22 protein-coding genes are annotated in these 25634 nt (G+C 59.9%); 11 read left to right on the top strand and 11 right to left on the bottom strand.

All coding sequences use genetic code 11. From position 1 onward, the window contains the following. Positions 1 to 35: 35 nt before the first annotated feature. A complete protein-coding gene (locus tag Pan189_RS17915) occupies positions 36 to 527 on the bottom strand; it encodes a hypothetical protein (protein WP_145365453.1) in 492 nt (163 codons plus the stop codon). Positions 528 to 739: 212 nt separating this feature from the next. Here Pan189_RS17915 and Pan189_RS17920 point away from each other — a divergent pair, with 212 nt between their 5' ends. The 3 genes from Pan189_RS17920 to Pan189_RS17930 all read left to right on the top strand — a co-directional run bounded on the left by Pan189_RS17920 (position 740) and on the right by Pan189_RS17930 (position 4525). Continuing rightward, complete coding sequence (locus Pan189_RS17920; protein WP_145365454.1) at positions 740 to 1909, top strand: M24 family metallopeptidase; 1170 nt, start codon at positions 740 to 742, stop codon at positions 1907 to 1909. 209 nt (positions 1910 to 2118) lie between these two features. Continuing rightward, positions 2119 to 2580: a hypothetical protein gene (locus tag Pan189_RS21515; protein ID WP_310820744.1), complete on the top strand. Its 462-nt coding sequence runs from the start codon at positions 2119 to 2121 to the stop codon at positions 2578 to 2580. A gap of 187 nt (positions 2581 to 2767) precedes the next feature. After that, positions 2768 to 4525, top strand: coding sequence for a DUF6798 domain-containing protein (locus Pan189_RS17930; protein WP_145365456.1), 1758 nt, complete (start codon positions 2768 to 2770; stop codon positions 4523 to 4525). Here the strand turns inward: Pan189_RS17930 and Pan189_RS17935 are convergent. The 5 genes from Pan189_RS17935 to Pan189_RS17955 form a co-directional block, all read right to left on the bottom strand. Next, complete coding sequence (locus Pan189_RS17935) at positions 4516 to 5403, bottom strand: sulfotransferase domain-containing protein (RefSeq protein WP_310820745.1); 888 nt, start codon at positions 5401 to 5403, stop codon at positions 4516 to 4518. The two genes, Pan189_RS17930 and Pan189_RS17935, sit on opposite strands and share 10 nt — an antisense overlap. Before the next feature lie 215 nt (positions 5404 to 5618). Continuing rightward, the gene (locus tag Pan189_RS17940; RefSeq protein ID WP_310820746.1) at positions 5619 to 7595 is read right to left on the bottom strand and encodes an alpha/beta hydrolase family protein; all 1977 of its coding nucleotides are present in this window, start codon (positions 7593 to 7595) and stop codon (positions 5619 to 5621) included. 440 nt (positions 7596 to 8035) lie between these two features. Then, positions 8036 to 8791, bottom strand: coding sequence for a class I SAM-dependent methyltransferase (locus tag Pan189_RS17945; RefSeq protein ID WP_145365459.1), 756 nt, complete (start codon positions 8789 to 8791; stop codon positions 8036 to 8038). Positions 8792 to 8994: 203 nt separating this feature from the next. Then, positions 8995 to 10224, bottom strand: coding sequence for a class I SAM-dependent rRNA methyltransferase (locus tag Pan189_RS17950; protein ID WP_145365460.1), 1230 nt, complete (start codon positions 10222 to 10224; stop codon positions 8995 to 8997). A gap of 55 nt (positions 10225 to 10279) precedes the next feature. Beyond that, positions 10280 to 10726, bottom strand: a complete 447-nt coding sequence (locus Pan189_RS17955; RefSeq protein ID WP_145365461.1) for a response regulator — start codon at positions 10724 to 10726, stop codon at positions 10280 to 10282. A 332-nt stretch (positions 10727 to 11058) separates the two neighbouring features. On the opposite strand from Pan189_RS17955, the gene Pan189_RS17960 reads away from it, so the two are divergent. Then, on the top strand, positions 11059 to 14019 hold the full coding sequence (locus tag Pan189_RS17960) for a serine/threonine-protein kinase (RefSeq protein ID WP_145365462.1): 2961 nt from the start codon (positions 11059 to 11061) through the stop codon (positions 14017 to 14019). Positions 14020 to 14040: 21 nt separating this feature from the next. Here the strand turns inward: Pan189_RS17960 and Pan189_RS17965 are convergent, their stop codons facing one another. Both Pan189_RS17965 and hisD read right to left on the bottom strand, forming a co-directional pair. Continuing rightward, on the bottom strand, positions 14041 to 15156 hold the full coding sequence (locus Pan189_RS17965) for a serine hydrolase domain-containing protein (protein ID WP_310820747.1): 1116 nt from the start codon (positions 15154 to 15156) through the stop codon (positions 14041 to 14043). An 8-nt stretch (positions 15157 to 15164) separates the two neighbouring features. Then, complete coding sequence (gene hisD / locus Pan189_RS17970) at positions 15165 to 16547, bottom strand: histidinol dehydrogenase (protein WP_145365464.1); 1383 nt, start codon at positions 16545 to 16547, stop codon at positions 15165 to 15167. 211 nt (positions 16548 to 16758) lie between these two features. On the opposite strand from hisD, the gene Pan189_RS17975 reads away from it, so the two are divergent. The 3 genes from Pan189_RS17975 (at position 16759) to Pan189_RS17985 (ending at position 18886) form a co-directional block, all read left to right on the top strand. After that, the gene (locus tag Pan189_RS17975) at positions 16759 to 17835 is read left to right on the top strand and encodes a threonine aldolase family protein (protein WP_145365465.1); all 1077 of its coding nucleotides are present in this window, start codon (positions 16759 to 16761) and stop codon (positions 17833 to 17835) included. Between the two features lie 138 nt (positions 17836 to 17973). Next, on the top strand, positions 17974 to 18261 hold the full coding sequence (flgM, locus tag Pan189_RS17980; protein WP_310820749.1) for a flagellar biosynthesis anti-sigma factor FlgM: 288 nt from the start codon (positions 17974 to 17976) through the stop codon (positions 18259 to 18261). A gap of 127 nt (positions 18262 to 18388) precedes the next feature. Beyond that, complete coding sequence (locus Pan189_RS17985; protein ID WP_145365467.1) at positions 18389 to 18886, top strand: Fur family transcriptional regulator; 498 nt, start codon at positions 18389 to 18391, stop codon at positions 18884 to 18886. A 21-nt stretch (positions 18887 to 18907) separates the two neighbouring features. Here the strand turns inward: Pan189_RS17985 and Pan189_RS17990 are convergent, their stop codons facing one another. After that, positions 18908 to 19855, bottom strand: coding sequence for a prepilin peptidase (locus Pan189_RS17990; RefSeq protein ID WP_310820750.1), 948 nt, complete (start codon positions 19853 to 19855; stop codon positions 18908 to 18910). Between the two features lie 265 nt (positions 19856 to 20120). On the opposite strand from Pan189_RS17990, the gene Pan189_RS17995 reads away from it, so the two are divergent. From Pan189_RS17995 to glnD, 3 genes are all read left to right on the top strand, one after another. Then, positions 20121 to 20459, top strand: a complete 339-nt coding sequence (locus Pan189_RS17995) for a P-II family nitrogen regulator (RefSeq protein WP_145365469.1) — start codon at positions 20121 to 20123, stop codon at positions 20457 to 20459. A gap of 65 nt (positions 20460 to 20524) precedes the next feature. Continuing rightward, complete coding sequence (locus Pan189_RS18000) at positions 20525 to 20863, top strand: P-II family nitrogen regulator (protein ID WP_145365470.1); 339 nt, start codon at positions 20525 to 20527, stop codon at positions 20861 to 20863. A 122-nt stretch (positions 20864 to 20985) separates the two neighbouring features. Then, on the top strand, positions 20986 to 23667 hold the full coding sequence (gene glnD, locus Pan189_RS18005; RefSeq protein WP_145365471.1) for a [protein-PII] uridylyltransferase: 2682 nt from the start codon (positions 20986 to 20988) through the stop codon (positions 23665 to 23667). A gap of 56 nt (positions 23668 to 23723) precedes the next feature. Here glnD and Pan189_RS18010 read toward each other — a convergent pair whose 3' ends face one another. After that, positions 23724 to 24698, bottom strand: a complete 975-nt coding sequence (locus Pan189_RS18010; protein WP_310821346.1) for a type I phosphomannose isomerase catalytic subunit — start codon at positions 24696 to 24698, stop codon at positions 23724 to 23726. A 273-nt stretch (positions 24699 to 24971) separates the two neighbouring features. Between Pan189_RS18010 and Pan189_RS18015 the strand changes: the two genes are divergently transcribed. Then, the gene (locus Pan189_RS18015; protein WP_145365473.1) at positions 24972 to 25151 is read left to right on the top strand and encodes a hypothetical protein; all 180 of its coding nucleotides are present in this window, start codon (positions 24972 to 24974) and stop codon (positions 25149 to 25151) included. A gap of 45 nt (positions 25152 to 25196) precedes the next feature. Here the strand turns inward: Pan189_RS18015 and Pan189_RS18020 are convergent, their stop codons facing one another. Beyond that, on the bottom strand, positions 25197 to 25568 hold the full coding sequence (locus Pan189_RS18020) for an STAS domain-containing protein (RefSeq protein WP_310820751.1): 372 nt from the start codon (positions 25566 to 25568) through the stop codon (positions 25197 to 25199). Positions 25569 to 25634 lie beyond the last annotated feature (66 nt).

Below are 25634 nucleotides of genomic sequence, written 5' to 3' on the forward strand. Positions count from 1 at the left end.
AGACATCGCATCAGAGCGTCGCCGAATCGGGTGGCCTACCGCTTGCCGCGAATTCGAGGCGCTAACGCTGAGGTCTCGGCGGCTTGGCGGATGCGGCCTCGAAGAAGCTCAACCGCGTCGGCATCACTTTCGTCTTCGGCAACCACACGGTGCGGAGACATTGCCTCCGAAATCCGTTCGTGTAATCGGTTCAGCCTTGAGACGGCATCCTGTAAGAATTCGGTCGTTTCCTTGTGGTTCAAGTCTCTGCGATTCAACTGCGTTGAGCGATTGCCGCGTTGACGAGTCAGTTCGGCCAGCGTTTCTCCTTGAGTGCGGTAGAGGCGACCGCACGCGAAGGCCCGCCGCAACCGGCCGGAGGAATCGAATTGGTAAACGGGGTCGGCCTCGAAATAGACTGCGAGTCGACCATCGCGAAACAATCCGGCCACAACGCGTTGACCGGAGTCGTCCATCCACTCAACACGCGGAACGAGCGCGGTCGCCTCGGCCATCAGCTCTTCGCGATCCGACTCAAGTTGTGCCATATCAAAAACTTGCGACAAGCATATCGATCACGGGTCGTTTTGATTGTATCCTACAGTCAAGATGAAAGTAACAAGGTGAAGTGTGACTTCGCTCGCGGGCCAATGAGCGACTGAAAAGGCAGCTGTTGTCTTGACGCAGAAGATGCCGTGGGGCGAAATGATGCTCGACTGATGCGGTCGTGCGGAAAAGAATTCTGGGAGAGGGTCACACAATGCCGATCGCTTTGAATGGGCCGTTAGAGCCGCTTTCATCGGCCGAGTTCTCGGTGCCTGACTTTCGCCGCTCTGATGAAATCGACGAACGGCAGCAGCGAGTCGCCGAGTTGCTGGAGCGTCGCGACCTCGATGCCCTTCTCATCAGCCAGCCGGCCAACTTCGCCTGGTTCACCGTGGGCGGCTGCAATGTGCTCGGCCTGGCCAATCGGACGAACGCATCGCTGTTTCTGACGAAAGATGCCCGTGTCGTCCTCGCTAACAACGTCGACTCGCAACAGGTCTTCGACCGCGAACTGAACGGCTTGGGCTTTCAGTTGAAAGAGCGACCTTGGTACGAACCCCCGGAAGTGTTGATCAGCGACTTGTGTCGCGGTCGGCGGGTCGGGACCGACGCCGGTCTGGCGGAGAAGAACGAGCAGAAGTCGGTTGTGAGCGATTTCGACACGTTTCGAACACAGCTCTCGCCGTTGGAGATCGAACAACTTCGCACCATCGGACGCGATGTCGTTCACGCGATCGAAGCGACGGCGCGATCGTGTCAGCCCGGGCAAAGTGAGCAAGATATTGCGGGGGAGGTCTCACATCGACTCATCCGCCGCGGCGTCGATCCATTGAACCTGCAGGTGCTCGGAGACGGGCGGGCCCGACTGTACCCGCACGGCAATTTCAGCAACGCTCCGGTCGTACGATGGTGTTCAATCAGTGCGACCGGTCGGCGAAACGGGTTACACGTCACGGCGACCCGGAGCGTGGCCTTCAATGAGTTCGACGCCAAGCAGCGGGACGCGCACCATCGAGCCGTCCTCATGCAGGCGACCGGCATGTTCTTTTCGCAAGCCGGTTGGAAGTTGTCCGAGACATGGAAGCGCGTCATTCGCATCTACGAGAAGTTCGGCGTGCCCGACGAATGGCAACTGGCCGATCAGGGTGAGGTCATGGGATACTCCCCGGAAGAAACGCCGATCGTGCCGCACAGCGAATTCCAACTCGAAAGCGGGATGCCCGTTTGCTGGCGTCCTTCGGTCGGCCCCTCCCCGCTGGGTGATACGATCTTGGTGACCGATGCGGGACATGAAGTTCTCACGCCGACAGAGAGTTGGCCCGAGGTGACGGTGAGCGTCCGCGGCCACTCGATGAACCGGCCCGACGTGCTGATTCGCGGCTGACGGCTCACGTCGAAGCGGCCCGATGTCGATACGACAATTGCAGTGCATCTGGGTGATCGTGTCATCGCGATTGATGGTCGTTCGCCGAGTTGCTTCGCCTTTGCCGTGCTCACTTGGTTGACAGGGTGGGCAGCGTGCCAAAGAATCGCCGCGCCACCGATCGCCAATGACGGACGTCATCGCGTGGCTCGGGAAGGTTCGCCGCTGCGGTGGCAACCGACCCGGTTCATCCGGCACACGACGTGACCCATTACTGCGGAGAGACTGATGAGCGGGCCGATTGTTCGATCGGGGGCAACCCCAAAATACTCAGAGAATTGGGACCAAGTATTCGGCGGCAGTTCCGGCGGAAAGAAGACTGCAAAAAGAGCTGCCAAGAAGTCCGCGAAAAAGAAGACCGCCAAAAAATCAACGGCATCGGCAACCTCGTCGAGCAAGAAGCCTCCCAAAGCAGCGCCGACGAAGACGGCCGAAAAATCAGCGACGAAGTCGAGCGCGAAGAAAGCCGTGAAGAAAACGACGAAAAAGAAGGCCGCCAAAAAGAAAAAATAATCGCAACGCAATCTGCTCAATGGCAAATGGCCTCAGCAGGACCGAGGTTTGGTCGGGTGGTCGGGGACGGCGCTTTCGCCGCCCCCGGAACGCGAACCTTCGAACTCGTGACTGCTTAAAGATGTCGCCGCTGGAGACGAGATCACTGTGGGCGTCGTAAAAACGCCGTTCACAGCCACCCCCTTTGAATTTCTGTTTCTTGCAAACTGACCCAAGTACTCGGCAGAAACATTTTGGGTCGAATCGGTGTCGCGGACATAGCAGACTGATGAGAGTCGCGATCGTTCATTTTTTGCGGTCCAGGTCATGTCGGCATCCGTATCATCCAATTCTGTGACGGATGGCGGTCGCGTCGAACACCGGACCGACCGGCTGCGGCATATCGCGACCCGAGTCGGTCCGTTTCTGCTGACCTGGCTGATCCTGTTGGGGTACTCGCTGCGACAGGCGCCGATCCCCGCGGTGAACGAACCGGCCTATCTGGGGAAGGCGAAACACTTTTGGGACCCGACGTACTGTCCCGGCGATGAGTTCTTCGATTCCTCGAATCCGCACCTCATCTTTTACTTAACTTTGGGGCCGCTGACTCAGTTGATGAGCCTGTTCGGCGTCGCACTAATCGGTCGCATCGTCGGGTACGGTCTGATGGCGTGGGGCTGGTCGGCCCTGTGCTTCGCCTTAACGCGTGTCCGATGGTTGCCCCCGTTGGCCGTGTCATTGTTCCTCGTGCTGCACATGACGGGCACGTTCTCGGGCGAGTGGATCGTCGGTGGCATCGAAGGCAAAGTCTTCGCCTACGGCTTCACGTTCTGGGCGATTGCGGCGGTACTTACCGGCCGGCGCGGCTTGGCAGGCTTTCTGTTGGGCTTGGCGATCTGCTTTCACGCCGTCGTCGGATGTTGGGCGGTCCTGGCGGCCGCAGTGGCGACCATCGCCGATTTCAGTATCCCCTCGGGCCGCCGCACGTCGCCGGCTGAGCGCAATTCATGGCGAGGATGGCTCGCCATGGCCGCACTGCTCGGCGTGACCGCCCTGCCCGGCATCGTCCCCGCGCTAGGCGCCGTCGCCGGTTCTGAAAATCCGCTGATCAATCAGCAAGCGAACTTCATTCATGTCTTCATCCGAATCAAGCATCATGTCGATCCGATGCAATTTCGAACGTTTGCATTTCAGCTTTACTTCGGCCTGTTTGTCGCCTGGATCATCCTGCTGAGATACCGCCGGAGCCCGGTACAGTCGGACAACCCTCGACCCGATTGCCGCTGGTTTCATTGGTTCGTTGCCGCGACTCTGGCGTTTCTGATCGCGGGCCTTCTGATCGGTTGGCGAAGCGGCGAAGCCGCCGATATGCCTTGGCAGCCATTGCGAACGTGGCTGCTTAAGTTTTACCCGTTTCGCTTGGGCGACGTCTTCCTGCCCGTCGCGGTCAGCATCCTCGTCGCTGAGAGGCTGCTGCTTTGGTGCGATCGGCGAGAAGTCGCCGTTGGCGGTGCCGGCGACGTCAACACGCACGACTCTGACGCAGTCGCCTCCCGAGTTCGCTACGTCCCGGCGGTCCTCGTGGGAATGCTCGCCGCAAGTTTGGCGATCGGCGTGGCAACGCCCGACGCGAATCCGAGTCGGATGCCGCCGCGGATGAAGCGAGACTGGATCGACCTGTGTCGCTGGATCGACGAGAACACCCCGCCCGACGCCCTGATCCAGGCACCGGTTCGCGATTGGGCGTTCAAATGGTTCGCCCAGCGGGCTCAGTTCTACAGCTACAAGGACTGCCCACAGGGGGCCGAGGAAATCGTCGCCTGGTATCAGCGACGGCAACGCATGCGGGACTGGTCGTACGAGTTTTACGACGGAAGTTTCTCGGCGGAAGACCTCGCCGCGCTGCATGACCTAACGGGGATCGATTATCTGATCGCGTATCGCCGCGGCCCGTTCGAAATCGACCCGGTCTACCGCAACGATTCGTTCCGGATCTATCGAACCGACGGAGCGATCGGCAACGACACCGAAGTCAGCGACAATTCCGGGGTCGACGGTGACTCTTTCGGGCCGCCTCAGCAGTAGCCGAATTCGCTTAACACGTCGCCCAGACGCTCATTAAGCTCAGCGATCGTCGCTTCGGACAATTTTTCTTGGTGGTCGCCCGGGCGGCCCTTCCGCACATGTTGGTCGGCCTGCTCCGTCGCGGGGCGCGACTTGTGATGGGCGCTCACGATTCGGGCGAGTGTCGATTCGGAAACATCGAGTTCGCAGTGCTCAAGCAAACCTGTGAGCCAATGCGGGAAGTCGGACGTCATCAACTCGTAGCTCGTGAGATGAACCGCCTCTTTGCCACAGAGCGCATCGCGGTAGCGTCGAAATTTGTCGCCGATATGGTCACACATTTCGAGGGCGAACTCGTCGACCGACATCTCCTGCGACCGTTGCCGCATTTGGCAGAAATACGGGTAAAGGACCGAATCGCGGGGCGGCAAAGAGTGACTGAAAGCGACGGAAAAATAGAGCGAAACTAATAAATCCCGCGGATCGCGCGTCATCAAAACGATCTGATAACTGTCAAGATCGGGGATGCCTTCGACCATTTTGGAGAACGGGCAGTAGAGATAGCCCTGCGGTCGAAACAGTTGCTGGTACGGAGCCATCGCCTCCGCCGAAAGATCCCCCAGATAGGGGAAATCGGTATTAAAGGAGAGCTTTTCGAAATTGACGGGAGTCAGACCACTCCTCTTGCTGCACTGCTTGAGAATCGATTCGACGTATTGCGTCGCCGCCTTGTTGAAAGAGAAGAAGAGGATGCTCGGATGCTGGCACGTCGTTTTGTGAGTGCCCTCTAGCAAAGCCCGCTCCGTCGTAAGGCCGTGCCGAATGCGCCGGTATTCCACGATTCGCTCGACCGCAGGCACGCTCTTGAGCCAGCCCTTCCATCGGCGTGCCGATGCCATCACCATCATTCCTCCACGTTGACTTCGAGCCGATTCCATCAGCGACTAGTGTTGCCTGAATGCTTGCGTTGAGCCGCCGCGAATTACTGAGTTCGCGACACTCCCGTTTGCGTCACCTCCCAGCGGGCGAAGCCGAGCTTCGATACCGATGTATTGATGAACAGATTCCGTTCGTGTGCGTGGGTCTGAATCGCGGCTGACGCTTACCTTCCCAGTTATCGGTCGGAGGCCGTCCTGTTTTCAGTCACCTTTTGAAAGGTTAGCAGCCTCGGACATTCTTCGTAAGATTTTCCGCGAACGACGTTCGTAGGGCGTTGGATCGTGACGTAATCACCGGCCAAAACTTGACGGGGAAACGTCCAAAAGCCCTGCGTGCGATCGATCCAAATGACCTTACCGTCATCGGCGGAGATCGCGGTCGTACCGTAATTGATTACGTAACCGCGGTTCTCTTCCAAGAAGAACAGGTTCCGCCGTCCGGCCAATCGATCGACAGGGACTTTTCGGTAATCAAGTTTGAGGCACTGAGTCAGCCGGCCGGTTGTGAATTCCCAACAGAGCAGATAGTCAACGAACGTTTTGTCGACCTTCGTCGCTATTTGGGCTGCGAAGGATCGACCGTCTCGCGAGAAACCATTCGAGCGAATGCTTGCATACGATTCCTCGCCGCCCTCCTTGTTGAAAATCTTCGGCAGTGCGACGCTCCCGACCTTTCGACCGGTGACGAGATCAACAACCTCGAGACGACCGAGCGGGAGCATCGTTAAAACATACCTTCGGCCGGGGCTGAATTGATGTCGGCCCCATTGACTGGCTTCGACCTCGAGGCGGATCGGATTCCGCAGTTCATTCACCTCCATCGAATAGATGCCCTCGTACCCGTGATGTCGTTTTTCGGGGTCCTCGACAGGGGCGACGGTCGAGATCAACCGACCTTCGGCGACGAAATCGAGCACCCAATTGAGAGCCGGAAACGAGCGTTCCTCACCGTCGATGATCGGGCGGCCGCGATAAATCAAATCACCGGTCTCAGCTGACTTGATCAGCAAATAAGCCGTCTTGGAATGCGTGAGTGGCGTGTTCGGTCGTGATCCGCGGCCGGTATCACTGATGCAGGCGACAAGCCGCGATTGAGGATCGAACGCGAAGGCCTTGTTCGGATTCACGCCGGGACGGCAACGGGCAACGACCTCCAGGGAATACAGATCGACAAGGTCGAATTGTGATGGATAGTCGCCGAACGTCGCGAAACGCCCCGTCGGCGATGGAAATCGGCATTCTCTATTCTCCGAAAGCAGTACCTCGACATTTTCCGGCGGTACTTCGAACTCAACCGGCTCGACCACCGGATCGGGGACTGCACTCCAGATATCGGGCTCGGGGACGACAACGGGCAACGAGGGAGCCGTAAGCTGAACGGAACTTGCGTCGTCCCGGACCCGCCGCAGAAAGTGATCGCGTGCGAGTGTCGCGGATGAAAAGTGATCTCCCAGCAAGTTGACGATTTCGAGCTTCGTCTCGCCCGCGGGATCAGCGTGTCGATACAGCGGATCGTCGAGACCGAGGTACGCGATGTGGGGCGTCTTCATGTCACGCTCGTTGCCGAGTAGTACACGGAGTTCGCATTCCGACGCATCCTGCGGATCGAACGGGCAAATTTCCGCGAACCCTGTCGCGAATATCTCAGGGGGATACAAGCCACCGCAGCTCCCACTCAGACGTAGCGGAATGGACTCGCCAGCGAGCGAGAGCAAGGCGGAGACGCCGCCTCCGACGCTGTGGCCAAAGGCATAAATGCGGCTCGAATCGACCGACGGCTGGTCAGCCAACCATCCGACGGCGTTGCAGCCGTCGTTGAACTCTCGGCCGAATAATTCGAAGTGACCGGGGTTTCCGTTTTCGCCGCGCAGCATCGGCGTCATGACGGCGAAACCCGCCTCCAAAAACGGACGCACGAATTCGAAGTCGTCAGGGCCGAAGGCGAAGCCGCTATGAAAATAAACAAGCCCCGGAACTTTGCGATCGGCAGTTGTCTTCGGTGACGCGTACCATGCTTTGAGTGCGAGGTCGCCAGACAGATAGGTAACTTCCGAGATACCGTCGGGGGGCGTCATTTCGCCAAAGGGTTGAGGGGCCGGTCCCTCTCGCACGAGTGTCGACTCCCAACCGGCGCGGCGCTTCAGGAATGGCACGGGCGGCGCTGTTTCCTCAGTGCTTGAATCACGCTCGACAGAGTCGGGCCTTCCCGAATCGATCGGTCGGCAGCCTGAGGAAATGCCAAGAAGTGTTGCCACCGCGACAAGGCAGACCCCCTGCCCGATTAAGCTCGAAAGGTGTGGGCTCAATACAGGTGGACTCAATACGGAACTCGACAAGCGACAGCGCCGGTTTCTATCGTCCAATGGTCGTCTCTCGTCGAAAGTTAAAGAAGGACCAAAATGGGATCCGAGTTCCATCTTGTCGATGATCTCGCAGCACCGCGTCAAATTTCGGAAGAAATTGGATAGCGGGTCAGTTTCGAACGCAAGGTTTGCGAGGTCGGGGGTGGCCGGGGACCGTAATTTTGCCGCCCCCGGAACGCGAATTTTCTTGAACTCGTGACAATTTGACAGATCAGCCGCCAAAGACGAGTTCACATTGGACGGCGTAATCGGATAGCGATCGAGAGGGGGATCGACGCCGCGCGACGGCGTTCGGTTTCGTCCTTGGCCAATTGTTGACGGTCAGGCGTCAGTCGCGGTTCGACCAGATCGAGAACGTCGAACCCGGCGGAGCGAAACGCTCTGAAATAATCGGACAGCGGCCGGTGAAACCAGAGGAACTCTTCGGTGAAGTGCCCCCAGGGCGGAGCGACTTCTTTTCTTCGTTCAAAATACGATTGGCGCCAGTGGTAGCTCAGCGTGTCCTGGCTGCCCTCCTCGGCGAAGTCGAACGGAAAGCACGGGTGAGAGAAGGCCAGCGCCGCTTCGCCGCCGGGACACAGGGCCCGATAAAACGACCGAACTGCCGAAGTCAGATCAGGGAGGTCCATCAGCACATAGTTCGAGACCAAGCGGTCGATACTCGCGTCGGCCACGGTCGCAAGTTCGGTGCAGGAATCGACGCGAAATTTAATCTCGGGATGGTCTCTCTCGGCGATCGCGATCATTTCAGATGACAGATCGACTCCCGTGACCTCTGCGCCCCGCTGCCGCAACAAGCCGCAGAAATAGCCCGTTCCGCAACCGGCATCGAGCACGCGCAGACCTCGGACATCCCCCAGAAACTCCCACAGGACCGGATCGGAATTGAGCCGGCGGTTGCGATCCCCTTCGCGTCCCACCTGCACGCGCCAGTCGGCCGCGACCGCATCCCAGAGTCGCCGAGTTTCGTCCAGTTCGTCAGACATTCCGGCTCCCGCTTTTGCTGCTCACCTTGCCGCAAGGCGACCGCCCGCGTCGTTCAGAGCAAACCCCGATTCGAGGACGCTCGAGAGGTGACTTCCTTTGGCGGCGATCCAAGACGGAGGCACCAGTCGTTGAGACGATTGCCGAGCGACCGGCCATCAGATTGCCCCTCGGACTCGCAGCGGTCGACGCACTGCCGCTCGATTCACGCGACTTCGCAGATCACGCACTTCAGATATTCGGTCTCCGGGATGTTCGGCGCGACCGGATGATCCGGCGATGCTCCACGGCTCTCAAGGACTCGCATACGGCGCCCCGTCCGCATCGCGACCGTCGCCAGCATCTGCAGGAAGTCGTCGCCCGTGATCAGGCCGGAACAACTGCAGGTGACCAGAATACCGCCCGGTTTGAGAACCTCGACGGCGAGTTGATTCAGGGCGAAGTACCCTTTGAGTGCGCGATCGATGCCGCGACGGTGCCGGGTCATTTTGGGGGGATCGAGCACGACGGCATCAAAGCTTGTTCCCGCCGCCTGAAATTCTTCCAACGCCTTCCATGCGTCCAACTGTTTCTCGTCGATGCGATCGGCGAACCCGTTCAATTCTGCATTCGCTCGGCAGAGTGCGAGAGCCGACTTGGAGACATCGACGACCGTCGCTTGATCGACGCTACCTTTTTGAAGTGCCGTCAACGAGAACCCGCCCGCGTACGAACACACGTCGAGGAGATGCCCACCCCGAAAATAGCCGGCCGCGGCGGCGCGATTCTCTCGCTGGTCGAGAAAGAATCCCGTCTTTTGGCCTTCCTCGGTGTCGACGCCGTACGTCACGCCATTCTCTTTGATGAACAACGGCCGCGGCGGAGCGTCACCCCACAGCTTTCGATCCGACAGGTCGATGCCCTCGGTATCGGTCACCCCCTTTTCGGTCCGCAGCCAGATTCCTTTCGGATTTAAGCGTTGCCGAAGTTCTTCGAGCAACATGTCGAGCCGCGGCAGCAACACGCCCGCGGTAAGTTGGACGAGCAGGTAGTCGCCGTAGCGATCGACGATCAGTCCGGACAGTCCGTCGGCTTCGCTGAAGACGAGGCGAAAGGCCGACTCGCTGCCCCAATCGGAGAACAATCGCCGACGGAGGCGGATGGCCTCGTCGAGCCGGCGGCCCCAGAACGGGGCGTCCAAGCGTTCTTCCGGATCCCACGAATAAAGCCGCAGCTTGAGGGAGCTTCCGGGATTGAACAATCCGCGGGCCAGCGGTTCACCACGATCGGTTTCGAGGATCGCTTCGCGACCGAGCGGGATCGGAGTGACGTCGGCGTCGACCGAATCGATCGCGCCGTCAAAGACCCACGGATGCCGAAAGTAGAACGGCTGCGCTTTACGGCGTTTGAGTCGGACGCGGATCGGGTCCGCGTCCGGAAGGGTTCCATCAGTCATCGCACCGGTCTTCGCAGACGGAGTCTGCCGAAAGGGATTTCGGCGGACGAAAAATTCAGGCCCGTGCCGCGGTCGAAGCCGTTTCGACGGCGTCCAGATAAGAGAGGAACCGGTTGCACTCCTGTTCCAAACCGCCGATCCCGAGCAGCGATTCGACACAAATCTTCAATTCCATGCTGTTGATCGGCTTCGTCAGAAAGTCGTCACAGCCCGCTTCGACCGCTTTGTCGATATCTCCCGGCTCGTCCAAAGCTGTAATCATCAGAATCGGGATCGACGCAATCTCTTCCTCGGCCCGCAAACGGGCGCAAACCTCGTAGCCGCTGAGCTTCGGCATCATGATGTCGAGCAGGATCACGTCGGGCCGCTGCTGGCGGGCGACTTCCAGCGTCTGCTCGCCATCGGCGGCGAACACGATTTCGTAGTCGCAATCGGCCAGATACGCCTCCAGCAGTTCGCAATTCTGCTGATTGTCATCTGCGATCAGAATCTTCGGAGGCATGAGACGCTTTGTGGTGAGGCGGCAAGGGTCAAAATCGACTTAGTTCAGTCGCGGGAGGGGTTTCGGCCCTGCCCGAAGCTATCCCTCGATGGTAGCATAATGGAGTTGTCGGCAGATGTCATTCGGAACGTTCGTGCGGACGGGCGGGCTGCCTGCGGAAAAATCGACCCGTGATCCTGTCGCTTGGTCGATTTTTAGGATAGCGTTTTTATGCCGGGACATTCGTTCGGGCATCCCGCTGCGACCTCCGGTCACATCGCACGTCAATTTCAGATTCATTAGCATTGCGGACTTGGAGCCGAATTGATCGGTCGTCGGCGACTCAGGTACCTATGGCGACGAAACTAGCCGCAGACTCTTTTCTCGAAAGCATTCGGAAAAGCGGCCTCCTCGACGAGGCACGTCTTGCGCAGAAGTTACAGGAAGTCGAAGCGGCCGGCGTCGACGCTGCCGACGCGCGAGCGCTCGCGAAGGACTTGATCGAACGCGACGTCCTGACGAAGTGGCAGGCCGAAAAACTACTGCAGGGTCGGCACCGCGGCTTCTTTCTCGGCCGGTATCGGCTCCTCTCGCTGCTCGGCAAAGGCGGCATGAGTGCGGTCTACCTCGCGCAGCACACCGTGATGAAACGCCGGTGCGCGATCAAGGTGCTTCCGACCAAACGCGTCAATGACTCGTCCTACCTTGGCCGGTTCCACCGAGAAGCGCAGGCCGTCGCTTCGCTGGATCACCCGAACATCGTGCGGGCCTACGATGTCGACGTGGAGAAAGAAGGCGATTCCGAAATTCACTTCTTGGTGATGGAATACGTCGAGGGCCAGAGCCTGCAGGAAGTCATTCAGGAATCGGGCATCATCACCTTTGCTCAAGCGATGGAGGTCGTGAGGCAGTCAGCCGATGGTTTGGCTCATGCCCACTCAGCGGGGCTCGTCCACAGGGATATCAAGCCGGGCAACCTGCTGATCGACCGGAACGGCGTGGTCAAAATCCTCGATCTCGGACTGGCCCGGTTTTTCGAGGAAGCGGATGACGAATCACTGACGGTCGCTCATGACGAACGCGTCCTCGGAACGGCCGATTATCTCGCCCCCGAACAAGCGATCGACAGCCACAAAGTTGATGCCCGCGCAGATATCTACAGCCTGGGCTGCACCGTCTACTTTCTCGTCACGGGGCAGCCCCCCTTCACAGACGGCAGCCTCGCCCAGCGATTGATGGCCCATCAGGCGAAGGCACCGCCCAAGCTTGCCGAACGTCGCTCTGATACACCCGACTCGTTCGAAGAGTTCATCGCCAAAATGATGGCAAAGGACCCGGACGATCGGCACGCATCGGCGATAGAGTTGTCACATGCCGCGGGTCGCTGGCTTCAAGAGAACGCCCAACAACACGAAATCGCACTGGGAGTCCTTTCCGGCGGCGAAGGCGATAGCACGGCCGAACTCGGTCGAGCTGCGTACGGACCGCTCACACTGGCGGGCAATCCTTTCTCAAGCGGCAGCAACAACGACGGGTCGTCACAAGCGGGTGGCGGCGAGGAAACCGGGGCGCTCTCTCCTGAGCAGGAACTCGCGCTGACCACGCAGATCAGCCTCGCCGAGAAAACCGACGCCGATTCGTCGACGATTCGCTTGGCCGAAGAGGCGGAGCGCAAACTGATCGAAGCACGGGAGAGCCGTGAGTCGGCCGATCCCAAATCAACGCCGACCGCGAAGGCGGGCGGTAACCGCGAGACCGAGCCAAAGCGTGCGCCGGGATCGCCTCAACCAAAGTCGGGGAAATCGCAGGCGCGGACCCGGCCGGCCTCCCCTCGATCCGACAGCGGCAAATCGTCCCCGCGATCTGACAGTGGAAAGTCCGCCGCCCGTTCCGACAGCGGGAAATCGGCCGCTCGACCTGACAGTGGAAAGTCGGGGGGCCGACGCGTTCAAACGAAAAAGAAAACGCAGGCGACCGAAGACGACCCGACCTCGATGTTCGACGATCTCGTCGATACCGGTTATCCGGAGTTCGACACCGACGTCGCCAAGGCTTTGCCAGCCCGGCGTCGCCGCGGCCCGGTCAAAAAGAAGCAGAGCACGAATATCAAGTGGATTCCGATCGCGATCGGATTGGTCGTAACCGTCTTGCTGATGTACGGCACCTGGGTGGTGATCAGTTTTGCGATCGATAAGTTGAATGAGCGGCCGACTGCGCCGGTCGTTCAGAACTCCACGGGCGGGGGCTCCGGCAAAGCCGTCGAACTGGCCGTCGGCCCGAACGCCGAATACTCGTCGATCAGCGACGCACTCAAAGCGATTGCGGACCTTTCTGACAAACAAAGTCCGATCACGATTCGGGTCCGCGGGGGAGAGACTTACCGGGAGTCGATCACGGTCGATGAATCGGTGCTTTCGTCCCCCCGCAAGCTTTCCATCATCGGCCAAGGCAATCCGAAACCGCTGATCGATCCGCCGGGTAAAGACATCGGGCTCACATTCGGAAGTCTTGAGAACTTCGAATTTTCGAACTTCCGCATCGACGCGAAAGACTTGAAGACAGCCATCGCGATCAACGGCCCCTTCACCGGCAGCAAGTTCAGCGACCTCGCGATCGAGAATCTGGCTGGTACGGCCATCGTCGCTGATGGCGGCTTCGGCGCTGATGACAAACAGAACGTGACCTTCGATCAAATCGAGATTCAGGCTTCGGACGCGACGGCGATCGGAATAACGATCACACCCGCCAAGAACGCAAAGGCCTCCGGCGTTGAGGTGCTCGACTCGCAATTTACCGGCCCCATGGAGACCGGCCTCAAAATCGTCGGTCCGGCGAAATCGATCGCGGTTCGCGAGTGTATCTTCCACGAAATGCAGACCGGAATTCTTATCGAATCGAAGGGACCGATCGATTCACTGCTCATCCGGAACAACACATTCTTTAAGAATCGGACCGGAGTGAAGTTCTCGGAATTGCCGCCGCAGGATTCGCGTCAGATCGCGGTGCGCCACAACCTGTTCGCCGAGACGGGGCGTCGCGAGTTCGAGGTCGGGAAGAATCCGACATTGCAGGACTTGCAGCCGTTTCTGACCGACATAGAGCCGTCCCTGCAGGGGAACGTCTCGACGCGCAAAGGCGGGTTCGGCCGGATCAACATTTTCAAAGACAAAGGCAAGACCGGTATCGATCCGAAGTTCAAATCGACCAAACCGGGTGAAGACGGTTACTTGAAAGCCGGCGAGAAGGCTCCCCAAATGTGGGTCACCAAGCCGGTCGAAGGCGAACGCGGCTATGCCGGCGCGAATCCCCGCTGATCGTTGCGCCCCGTCGAGCGATCAGGACGTCAGTCCCAGATCCTCGTAAATCGCCGAATTCAGCTCGCGGTTTCGCCGATTGTGCTTCGGCTCACCAATCAGCGTGTCGAACGCCCATGTGACCACGAGGTCGTACTCCGGATCGGCGAAACCGATTGCCGATTGAGCCCCGCCGTGGCCGAACGCACGTGCGCTGCTGTGACGCCCATACCCGTAGGCGATCGTCTCAGCACCGTGGCGGTTCGAGTCGACCATGAAGCACAGCCCGAAGTCGACGACGTGCATGAATGTGCGATCGTACGTGCCGTCGCGTAGCCGCGCGGTCATGGTTTTAGCGCCGCGGGTCGAAAGAAAGTCCTCGCGCTGCCCTGACAGCGTGGCCAGCATGGCCTCGTAGAAGGTGCCGAGGTCCCGCAGTGGTCCCCTCATGCTGCTGCCGGGCGACGGACTGGTGCAGCGTTGCTGCTCGTGCCAGTCGAGTTGCTTCTGCTTCGCTCCCAGTCGGCGATAGGCGGGTGTGATCCGCCCTCGATTCTCCCGCCAATATTCGGGCGTCATGGTCAAGCGGCTGTCCGTCATGCCGATCGGCGCGAGTACTTCATCGGCGAGATAATCAGCGATCGGCCGTCCGTCGATGCGGCGGATTACTTCGCCGAGCATGAACCAACTCGTCACCGCGTGGTAGCCGGCCGTCTCGCCGACGTCCCAATCGTCTTCGCGGGGCATCGCGCAGATCGTCGCGATGATCTCGTCCCAAGAGGCCTGCGGGTAGCCGGTCTCCGAACTCCGGAAACCGCCTGTGTGCATTAGCAGGTGCCGGATCGTAATGGGTTCTTTGCCGCCTTGGGCGAACTCCGGAATGAATTCCGCCACCCTTTGATCAAGATCGAGTTGCCCCCGCTCGACCAGCTGCATGATCGCGACGGCGGTCAGCGGTTTGCCGGCCGATAGCCAATTCACCAGCGCATCGGCCGGATACTCGCGTCCGTCTTCGAGCCGGCCGAACGGCGCGTCGATGATCGCTTCGCCGCGACGAGACACATAGAGCTGCCCCCCGTGATGGAACCCTCGCTCGGCATCCCGGGCAATCACCTCAGCGGCGGTCGGCAGGACCGCGGCGATCTCACTTAATGACACGCTCGCACTCACTTTCCGCCGAGCCGAATGTCAACGCTGGCCCGGTGTGCCGACAGTCCCTCTTTATCGGCCATTGCCTGCACGAGGGGCGCATCGGCCTTCAGGGCGTCGGCATCGTAGGAGATCACGGAGGAACGCTTCAGGAAATCGTTCGAGCACAAACCGTTGGCGAAGCGAGCCGTTCCCCCGGTCGGCAACACGTGCGACGGTCCCGCTACATAGTCGCCGAGCGCGACCGGTGTGTGATGCCCGAGAAAGATCGCGCCCGCATTCTGAACCTTCGCCAGCATCGCCTCGGGATCGGCCGTCGAAATGTGAAGGTGTTCCGTCGCGAGCCGATCGGTCCACTCGGCTGCTTCGTTCTCGTCCGCAACGCAAATCAACGCTCCGTAAGCTTCGAGACTTTGTCGCGCCAGATCACCGCGGGAAAGTCGTGCGAGCTGCCGCTCAAGCGCCGCGTAAACCTCGTCGATCAATGGTTTGTGCCACGTGACCAGCACACCCGAGCCGGGGCTGTGTTCGGCTTGAGAGATCAAATCGGATGCTACGTAGTCCGCGTTGGCCGCGTCATCGGCGAGCACGATCACTTCACTTGGGCCGGCGATGCTGTCGATACCGACGGTGCCGTACACATGGCGTTTGGCAAGGGCAACGAACAAATTGCCCGGCCCCACGATCATGTCGACCGGCTTGATCGGTCCGGCTCCGTACGCGAGCGCGGCCACTCCCTGAGCGCCGCCGACGCGATAGACTTCGCTGACGCCGATCTCTTGGCACGTTGCGAGCAGATCGGTGTTGTAGCCGCCGAAGTCGGTCGGGGGCACGATCACCGCGACCTCTTCCACGCCGGCGGCCATCGCGGGGATGGCAGTCATCAACAACGTCGACGGATACGCCGCCGCTCCGCCCGGCACACACACGCCGACCCGTTTGACCGGCACGTAGCGCTGCCGCAAATCGACCTGCCCCGGCCCGAGATCGCGGGTCACGCGAACCTCTTGATTGAGAATGGCGGTTTGGAATTCGTGAATGTTGTCGCGAATCTGCCGGATGACGTCCAGAAAGCCCTCGTCGGCCGCCTTGTGAGCGGTCGCGAATTCTTCGGTCGTGACCCGAAGTGTCGCCTCGCCGAGTCGTTTACCGTCGAGCTTTTCTGTGTAATCGAGTACGGCGGAAAGCCCGTCTCGCTCGACCTCGCCGCAGATTCTCGCCACGACCTCTTGGGGTGTGAGCGGCTCTCCGAACAGCGCGATCGTGCGTGCCCTTCCCGCTTCGGAAACCATGTTTCCCCGGGGACTCAGCTTTTCGCGCAGTTGAGCGAACAGTTCGTCCGCATCATCTCGAGCGGTATCGATTCGCGGGATTTGCAGTGGTGTTTTCGCAGCCGACATCGGTGATCGTTTCCAAGTTTCATGGCCGTTCCCGGCGATCGTAAGGCGGGTCGCGAGCTTGCGAAAGGGTCACGCAGCCGAGGAATCGGTAATACAATCGAGTATGCTTAGGGTCTCGTTTTTATAGGCGAATTCGGAAGCCCGTCGCGTGCGGCCCCATTTCGAAATATCTGTTTGCGCCCCCGTCTGACAACTCTGTCATAGTGAGCGGATGCCCGTGATTGATCTTCGCAGCGACACGAAGACGCGCCCAACACCTGAAATGTATCAGGCGATGGTCGAAGCCCCCGTGGGCGACGATATGGACGGCGAAGACCCCACCGTTAACCGCTTGCAGGAGCGGGTCGCGGAAATGTTCGGCAAAGAAGCCGCCCTGTTTGGTGTCTCCGGAACGATGACCAACCAGTTGGGCATTCGCTGTCATTGCGGGCCGGGGGACGAATTGCTGATCCACCGCACGGGGCATATCGCCAACTACGAAGGCGGAGCCCCAGCGGCGATGAGCGGGATCACCTGTCGCCTCGTCGGGGGCGAACGTGGAATGCCGACTCCGGAGGATTTTGAAGCCGAATTGCATCCCGAAGCTCAGCACTATCCGCGGACCCGGTTGGTCTGCCTCGAAAACTCCACCAACATGGGTGGCGGTGCTGCGTGGCCGATCGACCGGTTTCGCGAGGCCGCCGGATGGGCCCGCGAGCGAGGCTTCCGCGTGCATCTCGATGGCGCCCGCCTGTTCAACGCGTGCGTCGCTCGCGGCTACACCCCGGCCGATTTGACTGCCGAGGTCGACACGATTTCGATCTGTTTTTCCAAAGGGCTGGGCTGTCCGATGGGTTCGATGCTGATCGGCTCGGCTGACGACATCTGCAAGGCATTTCGAGCCCGCAAGTTGTTCGGCGGAGCCCTTCGCCAATCGGGCATCATTGCCGGCGCGGCGCTTTTCGCTCTCGATCATCACATCGACCGCTTGTCGGAAGACCATGCTAATGCACGGCTTATGGCTGATCAGATCGCCGCGATGCCCGGTTTGAGATGCGATCCTGCGACGGTGGAAACGAACATCCTGTTCTTCGAATTGGATTCGGAAATCGGCACGCCGCAGCAACTGGCGACCGCCGTTCGCGAGCGGGGTGTCGTCATGATGCCGGCCGGTCCCCGCACGATTCGGGTCTGCACTCATTTGGACGTGACGCGGGATGACATCAAACAGGCGGCCGGTGTTCTTGGTGAGGAACTGGAGAACCTCCGGCAATCGGCCAAACCGGTTTCGCTCGTAAGGCAAGGCTGAATTTCACGTTACGTCGCCTAAAAGATGGCCGAATCGAGAACTTCCGGTTGATACCGCTCCCGCGTATGACCTATGATCCACCGGTCTTCCGAAGCGTTCGCTGCGGTGGTCACAAGGTACGGAATCCGAGGTGAGATCATGGAAGTCAACGGAGTCGGCGGACAGGTTCCGCTGCAATCGGTTCGTCGCCCCGCCGAGGGCACCCGGACCGCGGCACAATCCGACGTCGATCGCATGGCACCACAAGATCAGGTTGAAATTTCAGCCACGGCTCGGGAACTGGCCGAGCTCGATACAACCGATCCGGTCCGGGCGGAGCGACTGAGCCAGATTCGTGCGGCAATTGATGACGGCACCTATGAGAACCCCGCCCGACTGGAAGCGGCAGTCGAGCGAATGATCGACGACATCGAACGAGAATCCTAACGATCAGTCGGGGCTCTGTTTCGGAACATGGCTCTGAGTGGACCGCGGCGTTTTCGCTCCGAGAGAGTCATCGGGTTCCAAGAGAATTTTTACGGTCCACTAGTCGCAGAATGATTCGGGTGTTGAGGTGAGTGAGCTGAAGTCGGTCAACGTGGCGGTCTCTCCGCTGGAGAAATTTCGCGAGTATCTCGCCACGAAAGGCCAGCGGCTCACCCCCGAGCGAAAAGCCATCGTTGAAGAGGTCTTCAGCGAACACGAGCATTTCGATGCCGAGCAGCTCGTGCAGCGGCTGACCCAGAATCGAGGCAATCGACGCGTCAGCCGGTCGACGGTCTATCGCACCCTCACGGCGATGGAAGAAGCCGGGATGCTTCGCAAGGTCGCCCGACAGGATGACCGTGACGTCTATGAACACGACTACGGCTACCCGCGACACGACCACTTGATCTGCCGCGAAACCGGAAAACTGATCGAGTTCCAATGCCCGGAACTCGAGTCGATCCTCGCGAAAGTTGCCGCCGAGCACGGTTTTCTGATGGAAGGCCATCGCCTCGAAGTTTATGGCCGCTCCGCCGAAGCCTGCCGACCGCGGGTGCGGAAGCACTCCAAGCTCGAACGCATCTGATCCCGATCCGACAGACGCGGTCTATTCGTCCCCAAGTTCCCCGTCCGCACTCCTCGGTGCATTGAGAACCGGAATGCTGTGATAGCCTCTGAGCAACAGAAGCATTCCGACTGAAATTGCTGCGATCAGGCCGCCCAGCACGGCCATCCCGATGGCGTCCCCCATGAGGTCGCGGATCGGGGCGACCCAGATGAACTTCCACGTCAGCAGCACCACAACGCATCCGCAGGCCAGATAGGGCCCAAAGGCGATGTAGGACCGCAGCCCCGAGACCGCAACGGCCAGCGCGACGACAATTCCCGTCAACGGCGCAATAGCGATCGCCAGCAGCACCGGCTGCCAACCCAGAAACGCCCCGGCCATGGCCATCAACGTGACGTCGCCGAACCCGAGGCCGTCGCGCCCGGCAATCGTCGAACACGCCGCTCGCGCAAGCCAGACCACGCCGCCGCCGACAAGCAGGCCCGCGATCGACACCGCCAAGCCGTGCCAGTGGGGCGTCTCGCGGACAAAGTCGGGCACCTGCGGCGGTTGAGGCGTCGGGAGCGGGTTGTACCAGTCGACCCAGATCGGCGCGAGATCGACATGACCCGCCGCGGTGAGTCCGATGATTCCCAGCAGCATTCCGGGGACCGTGATCCAATCGGGAATGACGTAGTCACGGAAATCGGTGATCGTGGCGGTCAGGAGAAAGAACAGCAGCGTTCCATGAAACACGAGTCGAGACGGCAGCGCGGTTGAAGAGAGGTGTTGATCGGGCGTCGTCTGCCATCCCGCCTCTAGCACCGCATAGGCCAGACCTGCATACAGCAGTCCGGAAAAAATCCCCCAACCGCACGCGGCCAGTATCGACGTGCGAATAACGTTTCCGGTATCGACGCCGCGGCGGGTGAGCGTCGTCGCCCAGAAATAGGCGATCCCCCCGGCAGCAATTCCGACAAGCGCTGATATGACGACCGCCGTGGTCACGGAATCGATCCCGTTGAAGCGTGTGAAGACTCCGCGACCGTACTTTCAACGGACGGAAGTGCCCGGCATAATAAGGAGATGCCGGACGCGAACAATCGCTGGCGACGCCCGTTCGGCGAAACGATACCGATGCAAAACGTCGTCCTGCAAGATAGCGACCCGGAAGATCGAAACCTCTCCCGATGTCGTCCCGAATGCTTCATCACACTTGGCGACGCACCCGTAACAACTGCCCGACATAAACTCACTTGGTTCGAGGAACCCGATGAAAAAGATTGAGGCGATCATCCGCCACTTCAAATTGGAAGAAGTAAAAGACGCGCTGAACGCCGCCGGTGTGCAGGGCATGACCGTTTCCGAAGTCCGTGGCTTCGGTCGTCAAAAAGGCCATAAGGAACAGTACCGGGGGGCTGAATACACAGTCGACTTCCTACCGAAAGCGAAGTTGGAGATCGTTGTCTCCGACGACCTGGCCAAAGAAGTCGTCGATACGATTTTGCGATCGGCCCGCACCGGTCAGATCGGAGACGGCAAAATCTTCGTCACGAATCTCGACGAAATGATCCGCATTCGGACCGGCGAAACCGGTGACAGCGCGCTTTGACGCTGATCACCGGAGCCGGATGACAAGTCGGCTCCGATTTTTTAGGAACCGCCGGGACGCGCTGCATGAAGAAAATCGAAGGCATCATCAAGCATCACCGGCTTGAAGAATTGAAGCTCGCCCTGATCGGCCTGCCTGTCGGCGGTGTGACCGTCTCGGAAGTCCGCGGAATCGGACGGCAGAGCGAAAAGAACGAACATTATCGGGGAACCGACTACCGGATCGACCTGAGACCGAAGGTCCGGGTCGAGGTGCTCTCGGACGATTCTCAGTGGAAGGCCGTCGTCGACTGCTTCCTCGTGCATGCCCGAACCGGCCAACCGGGCGACGGCATCGTGCTGGTGTCCGAACTGGACGATGCGATTCGAGTGCGCACGGGCGAATCGGGTCCGTCAGCGATCTGAGCTGCGTTTGACGCCAAGACCCGTTCGATAGAGTTGCATCCGCACATCCCGACACGGTCGAATGGCTGTTCCCATCATTATTCATGCCAGCCAGTTGGCTTTGACCGAGGCGAAACGGAACGTTGGCGGCCGACGGAACGATCCCCACGCAGCCGGTACCGCTCGACGAGCGGATTCGCCGCGAAGTCGCTTCTCTTCGGGAGGGGAAAGCGGGCGGAATCCACCTCGCCCACCGCATCGCCACGATCTTCGAAGAGCAAATCCGCTCGGTGATTCGTGACGTCCTGGTTAATCTGCCGGGCGACTTGCGCAAAAATGTCTCCGCGAATACAGCGGTCGTTCTCGTCGGTGGATCGGGACGGGGCGAACTGGTGCCCTACTCCGATTGCGATTTGCTGATTCTCCACGCTCCGAACATCAGCAGTGACGTCGAGGCCATCGTGGCCGAATTCATTCGAAAGGCTTGGGACAGCGGCCTGAAGATCGGCCACAGTGTCCGCACCGTCGATGAGACGTGGCGAATCGCCCGGCAGGACATTCAGATCGCCACGTCGCTCGTCGAAGCACGCCTGCTGGTCGGCTCGACCGTCCTTTACGACCGCATGAGGATGCTGTTCCGCGAACGCGTCGTGCAGCACCGGTTGGGGGCGTTTCTTTCCGAATGCACCGAAGCCCGGCAGACCGAACGCGACAACTACGGCGGCTCGCCCAACCTGCTCGAACCGAACGTCAAACGGTCGCCCGGCGGATTGCGCGACGTCCACTGGATGCGCTGGATCGCGTACGCGATCTACGGGAGTTCGGACGTCAGCCGCCTTCGCCCGGCCGGCGGCCTGAATGCCGATGATCAACGCATCCTGATCGACGGACTCGACTATTTGCTGAAGGTGCGTGTCGAACTTCATCTGCATGCCCAGCGCGAGCAAGACGTGCTGTCTCGTTCGGAGCAGATTCGCATCGCGGTCAAATGGGGATTCGAGCACCGACCGGGGCAACGCGACGTCGAACAATTCATGCAGGAGTACTTCCGCCACGCGACCGCGATCTGCGACATCGCCGATCGTTTCGCCGAACGCCTACGACCACGCCATGCGATTTCGAGGATCAAGAACGCTTTGCTGACCCGCCGGGTCGGCGGCGTGTTCTTGTTATCCCCCACGACCATCGATGTCCTCCCCAATGCGACGGAACGGATCACCGCGTCGCCGGAGCGGGTGATCGAGCTGTTCTTGTTCGTCGCGCGGGACGGCGTCGATTTGACACCTCGCCTTGAAGAGGCGATCACCCGTGCGACAGGCCGCTTCCCGAACGAACTGACTCACGAGACCTGCCGGCTGTTCTTGCTGGTCCTCGACACGCCGGACCACGTTGGTAAGGCACTTCGCATCATGCTGCGGACCGGGGTGCTCGCCTACCTGATTCCAGAGTTCACGCACGCTCGCTGCCTGATTCAATTCAGTGAATATCACAGTTTCACGGTCGACGAACACACGTTTCGCACCATCGATGCGGCGAACGATTTTCTCATCGAACCGGGGGCGGTCGGCGATGCCCGCCGAAAGTTGGCACACTCCTGGATGCTCAATTTCGCCCTGCTGCTGCACGACATCGGTAAAGGTTTTGACGAAGACCACAGCCTCGTCGGTCGGCGGATCGCGATCCGCACGGCCGCGCGTTTTCGGCTTTCGGAGGAAGAGCAGGAGCAACTCACACTGCTCGTCTATCGTCACCTCTTAATGGTGCATCTGGCATTTCGCCGCGATACGACCGAAGCCAAATTGCTCTACGACTTCACTCACGAAGTCGGAACGCCCGATTCGCTGCGGCACCTGTTCGTCCTCAGCGCGTGCGACCTGCGCGGAGTTGGACCGGGGATTTGGACGGATTGGAAGGCCGATCTGCTCTCGGAATTTTATCGGCAATCGATGTCGGTTCTCGGCGGTGACGTTCCGCAAAGCAACGCCGCACAGATGGACGAAAAACGGGGGCGAATCCGGGCCATTTTGACCGAAGCCGACCGCCCCGTCTCGACCATCGACATTAAAGATTGGGCGACGGCCGAGTTGGACGGGCTGTCGACTCACTTCCTCGCCAATATTCCCGAAGACGCCGTCGCCGAAGATCTGCTCACACTGCTCGATCTAGGTGAGCAGGAGGTTTCGGTCACCGGGACTTACGACGAAGCGACGGCGACCACGACCTATCGCGTCATCGTGCGTCCGCCGTTTACCAATGGTTGCTTCTCGGTTGCCACCGGCGTGCTCGCCGCAAAGCGGATGCAGACGGTCGAGGCGATCATCGAAACGACCGTCGCCGGCATCGCCATCGATCGCTTTCGCGTGATCGACGAAGACTTCGAAGAAGAGGTCCCCGACTGGCGGATCAACGACGTCGCCGCATCACTGCGGGCCGCGATCAAGGGCCAGATCTCCGTCGCCCGACTTTTCCACCATCACCGCCGGTACGGTGATCAGGTCGACTATCCTCCTCTCGCGGCCGGAACCGTCCGCGTGGTTCGGGATGTCGACACCTCCGAAAAATCGACCATCATCGACGTGTTCGCCCCGAACCGTCGCGGCCTGCTTTACACGATCGCGACCGCACTGCTCGAAATGGAGGTCTCCATCGACCTCGCCAAAATTTCGACGCACGTCGACCAAATCGTCGACGTCTTTTACGTGACGGAAATGTCCGGCGAAAAAATCACCGACGAAGCCCGGCTTGATCACATCGTCCGCACGGTGCGCAATGCCGTTGAAGAATACTTGACCAACGGCTACCGCCGACTCTTGAACACGGGTTGACGATCGCCGGTGCCAGTATCAGAAGACGCGAAACCGGCCGCTGCAGTTTTGCATCATCACGCCTGCGGGACGTAGGCCTCCAGAAGGGTCAGCGGCTCAGTCGCCTTGATCGACACCGAGTCTGCCGTCGCGGGCAATAGGACGGTTCGCCCGAGTTCGAGAGGTACTTCTGATTCGTTTACGGTCAGTTGCCCGGCGCCCTCAATGGTCAGCAGCACCCGGAAATGTGCTACGGCATCAAGCGTCGAACCGGCGGCGATGGTGTGACGACGGATGACGAAGTAGTCACTCCGCACGAGTTCCTCGATCCGATGCGGCCCCTCTTCGATGACGGTCGGCGCGACCGGATTGACCGGCCCGCGATCGAAGTCGATGCACTGAAACGACTCCTCGATGTGAAGTTGCCGCGGTTTGCCGTCCGCCCCGACGCGCCCCCAGTCGTAAAGGCGGAAGGTCAAGTCGCTCATCTGCTGAATTTCGGCGAGCACGATGCCTTCGCCGATGGCGTGAACCGTTCCCGCGGGCACGAACACGCAGTCTCCCCGTTTGACCTCGACGGTATGAAGACAATCTTCGACCGTGGTCGCATCGAGCGCCGCTCGTAATTCTTCCGGACCGACGCCCTGTTTGAGCCCGATAAACAATTTGCTTCCCGGGTCTGCCGAAAGAATGACCCAGGCTTCGGTCTTCCCGTTCTCTTGAGGGTCAAACTTCCTGGCGAGTTCGTCGTACGGGTGGACCTGGACCGATAGCCGATCGTTCGCGTCGAGGAACTTGATCAGCAAAGGAAATTGATCAGAACTATTCTGGAGGCCGAATAACTCGTCCTTGTGCGACCGCACGAGTTCGCCAAGCGGTTGACCCTCGAGAGAGCCACGATCGACGATGGTCTGGTCGTCACCGTGATCGGCGATTTCCCAGCTCTCAGCCGCATCGGTCGCATCGCCGATTTCTTTGCCGAGCACTGACGCAAGCCGGGTCCCTCCCCAACGAATGCGTTTGATAATCGGTCGAAACGTCAGCGGCTCCATAGTCTTCACCAAGGTAAGATGGGTCGAATTCGTCCGTGATTCTACTGATACGCCTGACTGCCGAAGGCACTCGTGCCTTCACAGTCTACGCATTTTCTCCGACTCTTCACGTTCGTTTCCACAACATCGAAGATCGGGGAGATGTTCTGCCAGATTCGGTTTGATCGCAATAGCCGGAGGTGTTAGCTTCCCGCGCGCTGTCGGCCCTTTCGTCGGCACCAAACACGATTGCCCGTCTGCGGACGGGCTTTCACCGAAGATCGGAGACGCTCTGTGCGGCAAATCGAAATCGAACTGAGTATCGGCGACGTCGTTCGGGTCGGAGATCAGAACGTCACTGTCATTGATATCGATGATTCGGGCGAAGTCACATTTCGGATTGATCCGGCCCACGAAGTCAACGAATCCGAACAGCTTCCTTCGCGCCCCCGCGCGGAATCAATCGCCCGCTGAGCGGCAACATCGTGCCACGGCACGATCACCGACGATCGTTGCGAACTATTCCTCAGCGATGTCGGCCACGGCCGCCTCGGCCGTCGGATACACCGTCCACAGGCTGCTCAGGTGGGTCACTTCCAGAATCTCGCGGCAGTATTCGGTCACGCCGCTGAGCACGAAGCGTCCCTCCTGCTCTTTCGACACGCGATTCCATGCTCGAAAAAGCACCTCGAGGAAGGCCGACCCGAAGAACTTGGTGTGTGTGAGGTCGATCACCAGCCGCGGCTCCGGGGCGTCGTCGATCACCTCCATCACGAGTTCGCGGACATCGTCCAAGTGGGACTCGTCCAGACTTTCGAATTGAGGCCCGAGCCGCAGGACCGTGACGCCGCGCACGACTTCCACAGATGCATGATTCGTCGGAGCGGCCACTAATTGGTTCCTCAGTAAAAATTCGCCGGGCCATCACACGGCGGGATCGGGCGATCCCGGCGCCCG

Origin of the sequence: Stratiformator vulcanicus, assembly GCF_007744515.1 — a bacterium.
Lineage (GTDB): Bacteria > Planctomycetota > Planctomycetia > Planctomycetales > Planctomycetaceae > Stratiformator > Stratiformator vulcanicus.

Excerpts from the sequence above, each read along its gene's own strand:
- Pan189_RS17915 (WP_145365453.1), bottom strand. The coding sequence starts at position 527 with ATGGCACAACTTGAGTCGGATCGCGAAGAGCTGATGGCCGAGGCGACC.
- Pan189_RS17920 (WP_145365454.1), top strand. The coding sequence starts at position 740 with ATGCCGATCGCTTTGAATGGGCCGTTAGAGCCGCTTTCATCGGCCGAG.
- Pan189_RS17930 (WP_145365456.1), top strand. The coding sequence starts at position 2,768 with ATGTCGGCATCCGTATCATCCAATTCTGTGACGGATGGCGGTCGCGTC.
- Pan189_RS17935 (WP_310820745.1), bottom strand. The coding sequence starts at position 5,403 with ATGGCATCGGCACGCCGATGGAAGGGCTGGCTCAAGAGCGTGCCTGCG.
- Pan189_RS17945 (WP_145365459.1), bottom strand. The coding sequence starts at position 8,791 with ATGTCTGACGAACTGGACGAAACTCGGCGACTCTGGGATGCGGTCGCG.
- Pan189_RS17950 (WP_145365460.1), bottom strand. The coding sequence starts at position 10,224 with ATGACTGATGGAACCCTTCCGGACGCGGACCCGATCCGCGTCCGACTC.
- Pan189_RS17955 (WP_145365461.1), bottom strand. The coding sequence starts at position 10,726 with ATGCCTCCGAAGATTCTGATCGCAGATGACAATCAGCAGAATTGCGAA.
- Pan189_RS17960 (WP_145365462.1), top strand. The coding sequence starts at position 11,059 with ATGGCGACGAAACTAGCCGCAGACTCTTTTCTCGAAAGCATTCGGAAA.
- hisD (WP_145365464.1), bottom strand. The coding sequence starts at position 16,547 with ATGTCGGCTGCGAAAACACCACTGCAAATCCCGCGAATCGATACCGCT.
- Pan189_RS17975 (WP_145365465.1), top strand. The coding sequence starts at position 16,759 with ATGCCCGTGATTGATCTTCGCAGCGACACGAAGACGCGCCCAACACCT.
- flgM (WP_310820749.1), top strand. The coding sequence starts at position 17,974 with ATGGAAGTCAACGGAGTCGGCGGACAGGTTCCGCTGCAATCGGTTCGT.
- Pan189_RS17995 (WP_145365469.1), top strand. The coding sequence starts at position 20,121 with ATGAAAAAGATTGAGGCGATCATCCGCCACTTCAAATTGGAAGAAGTA.
- Pan189_RS18000 (WP_145365470.1), top strand. The coding sequence starts at position 20,525 with ATGAAGAAAATCGAAGGCATCATCAAGCATCACCGGCTTGAAGAATTG.
- Pan189_RS18010 (WP_310821346.1), bottom strand. The coding sequence starts at position 24,698 with ATGGAGCCGCTGACGTTTCGACCGATTATCAAACGCATTCGTTGGGGA.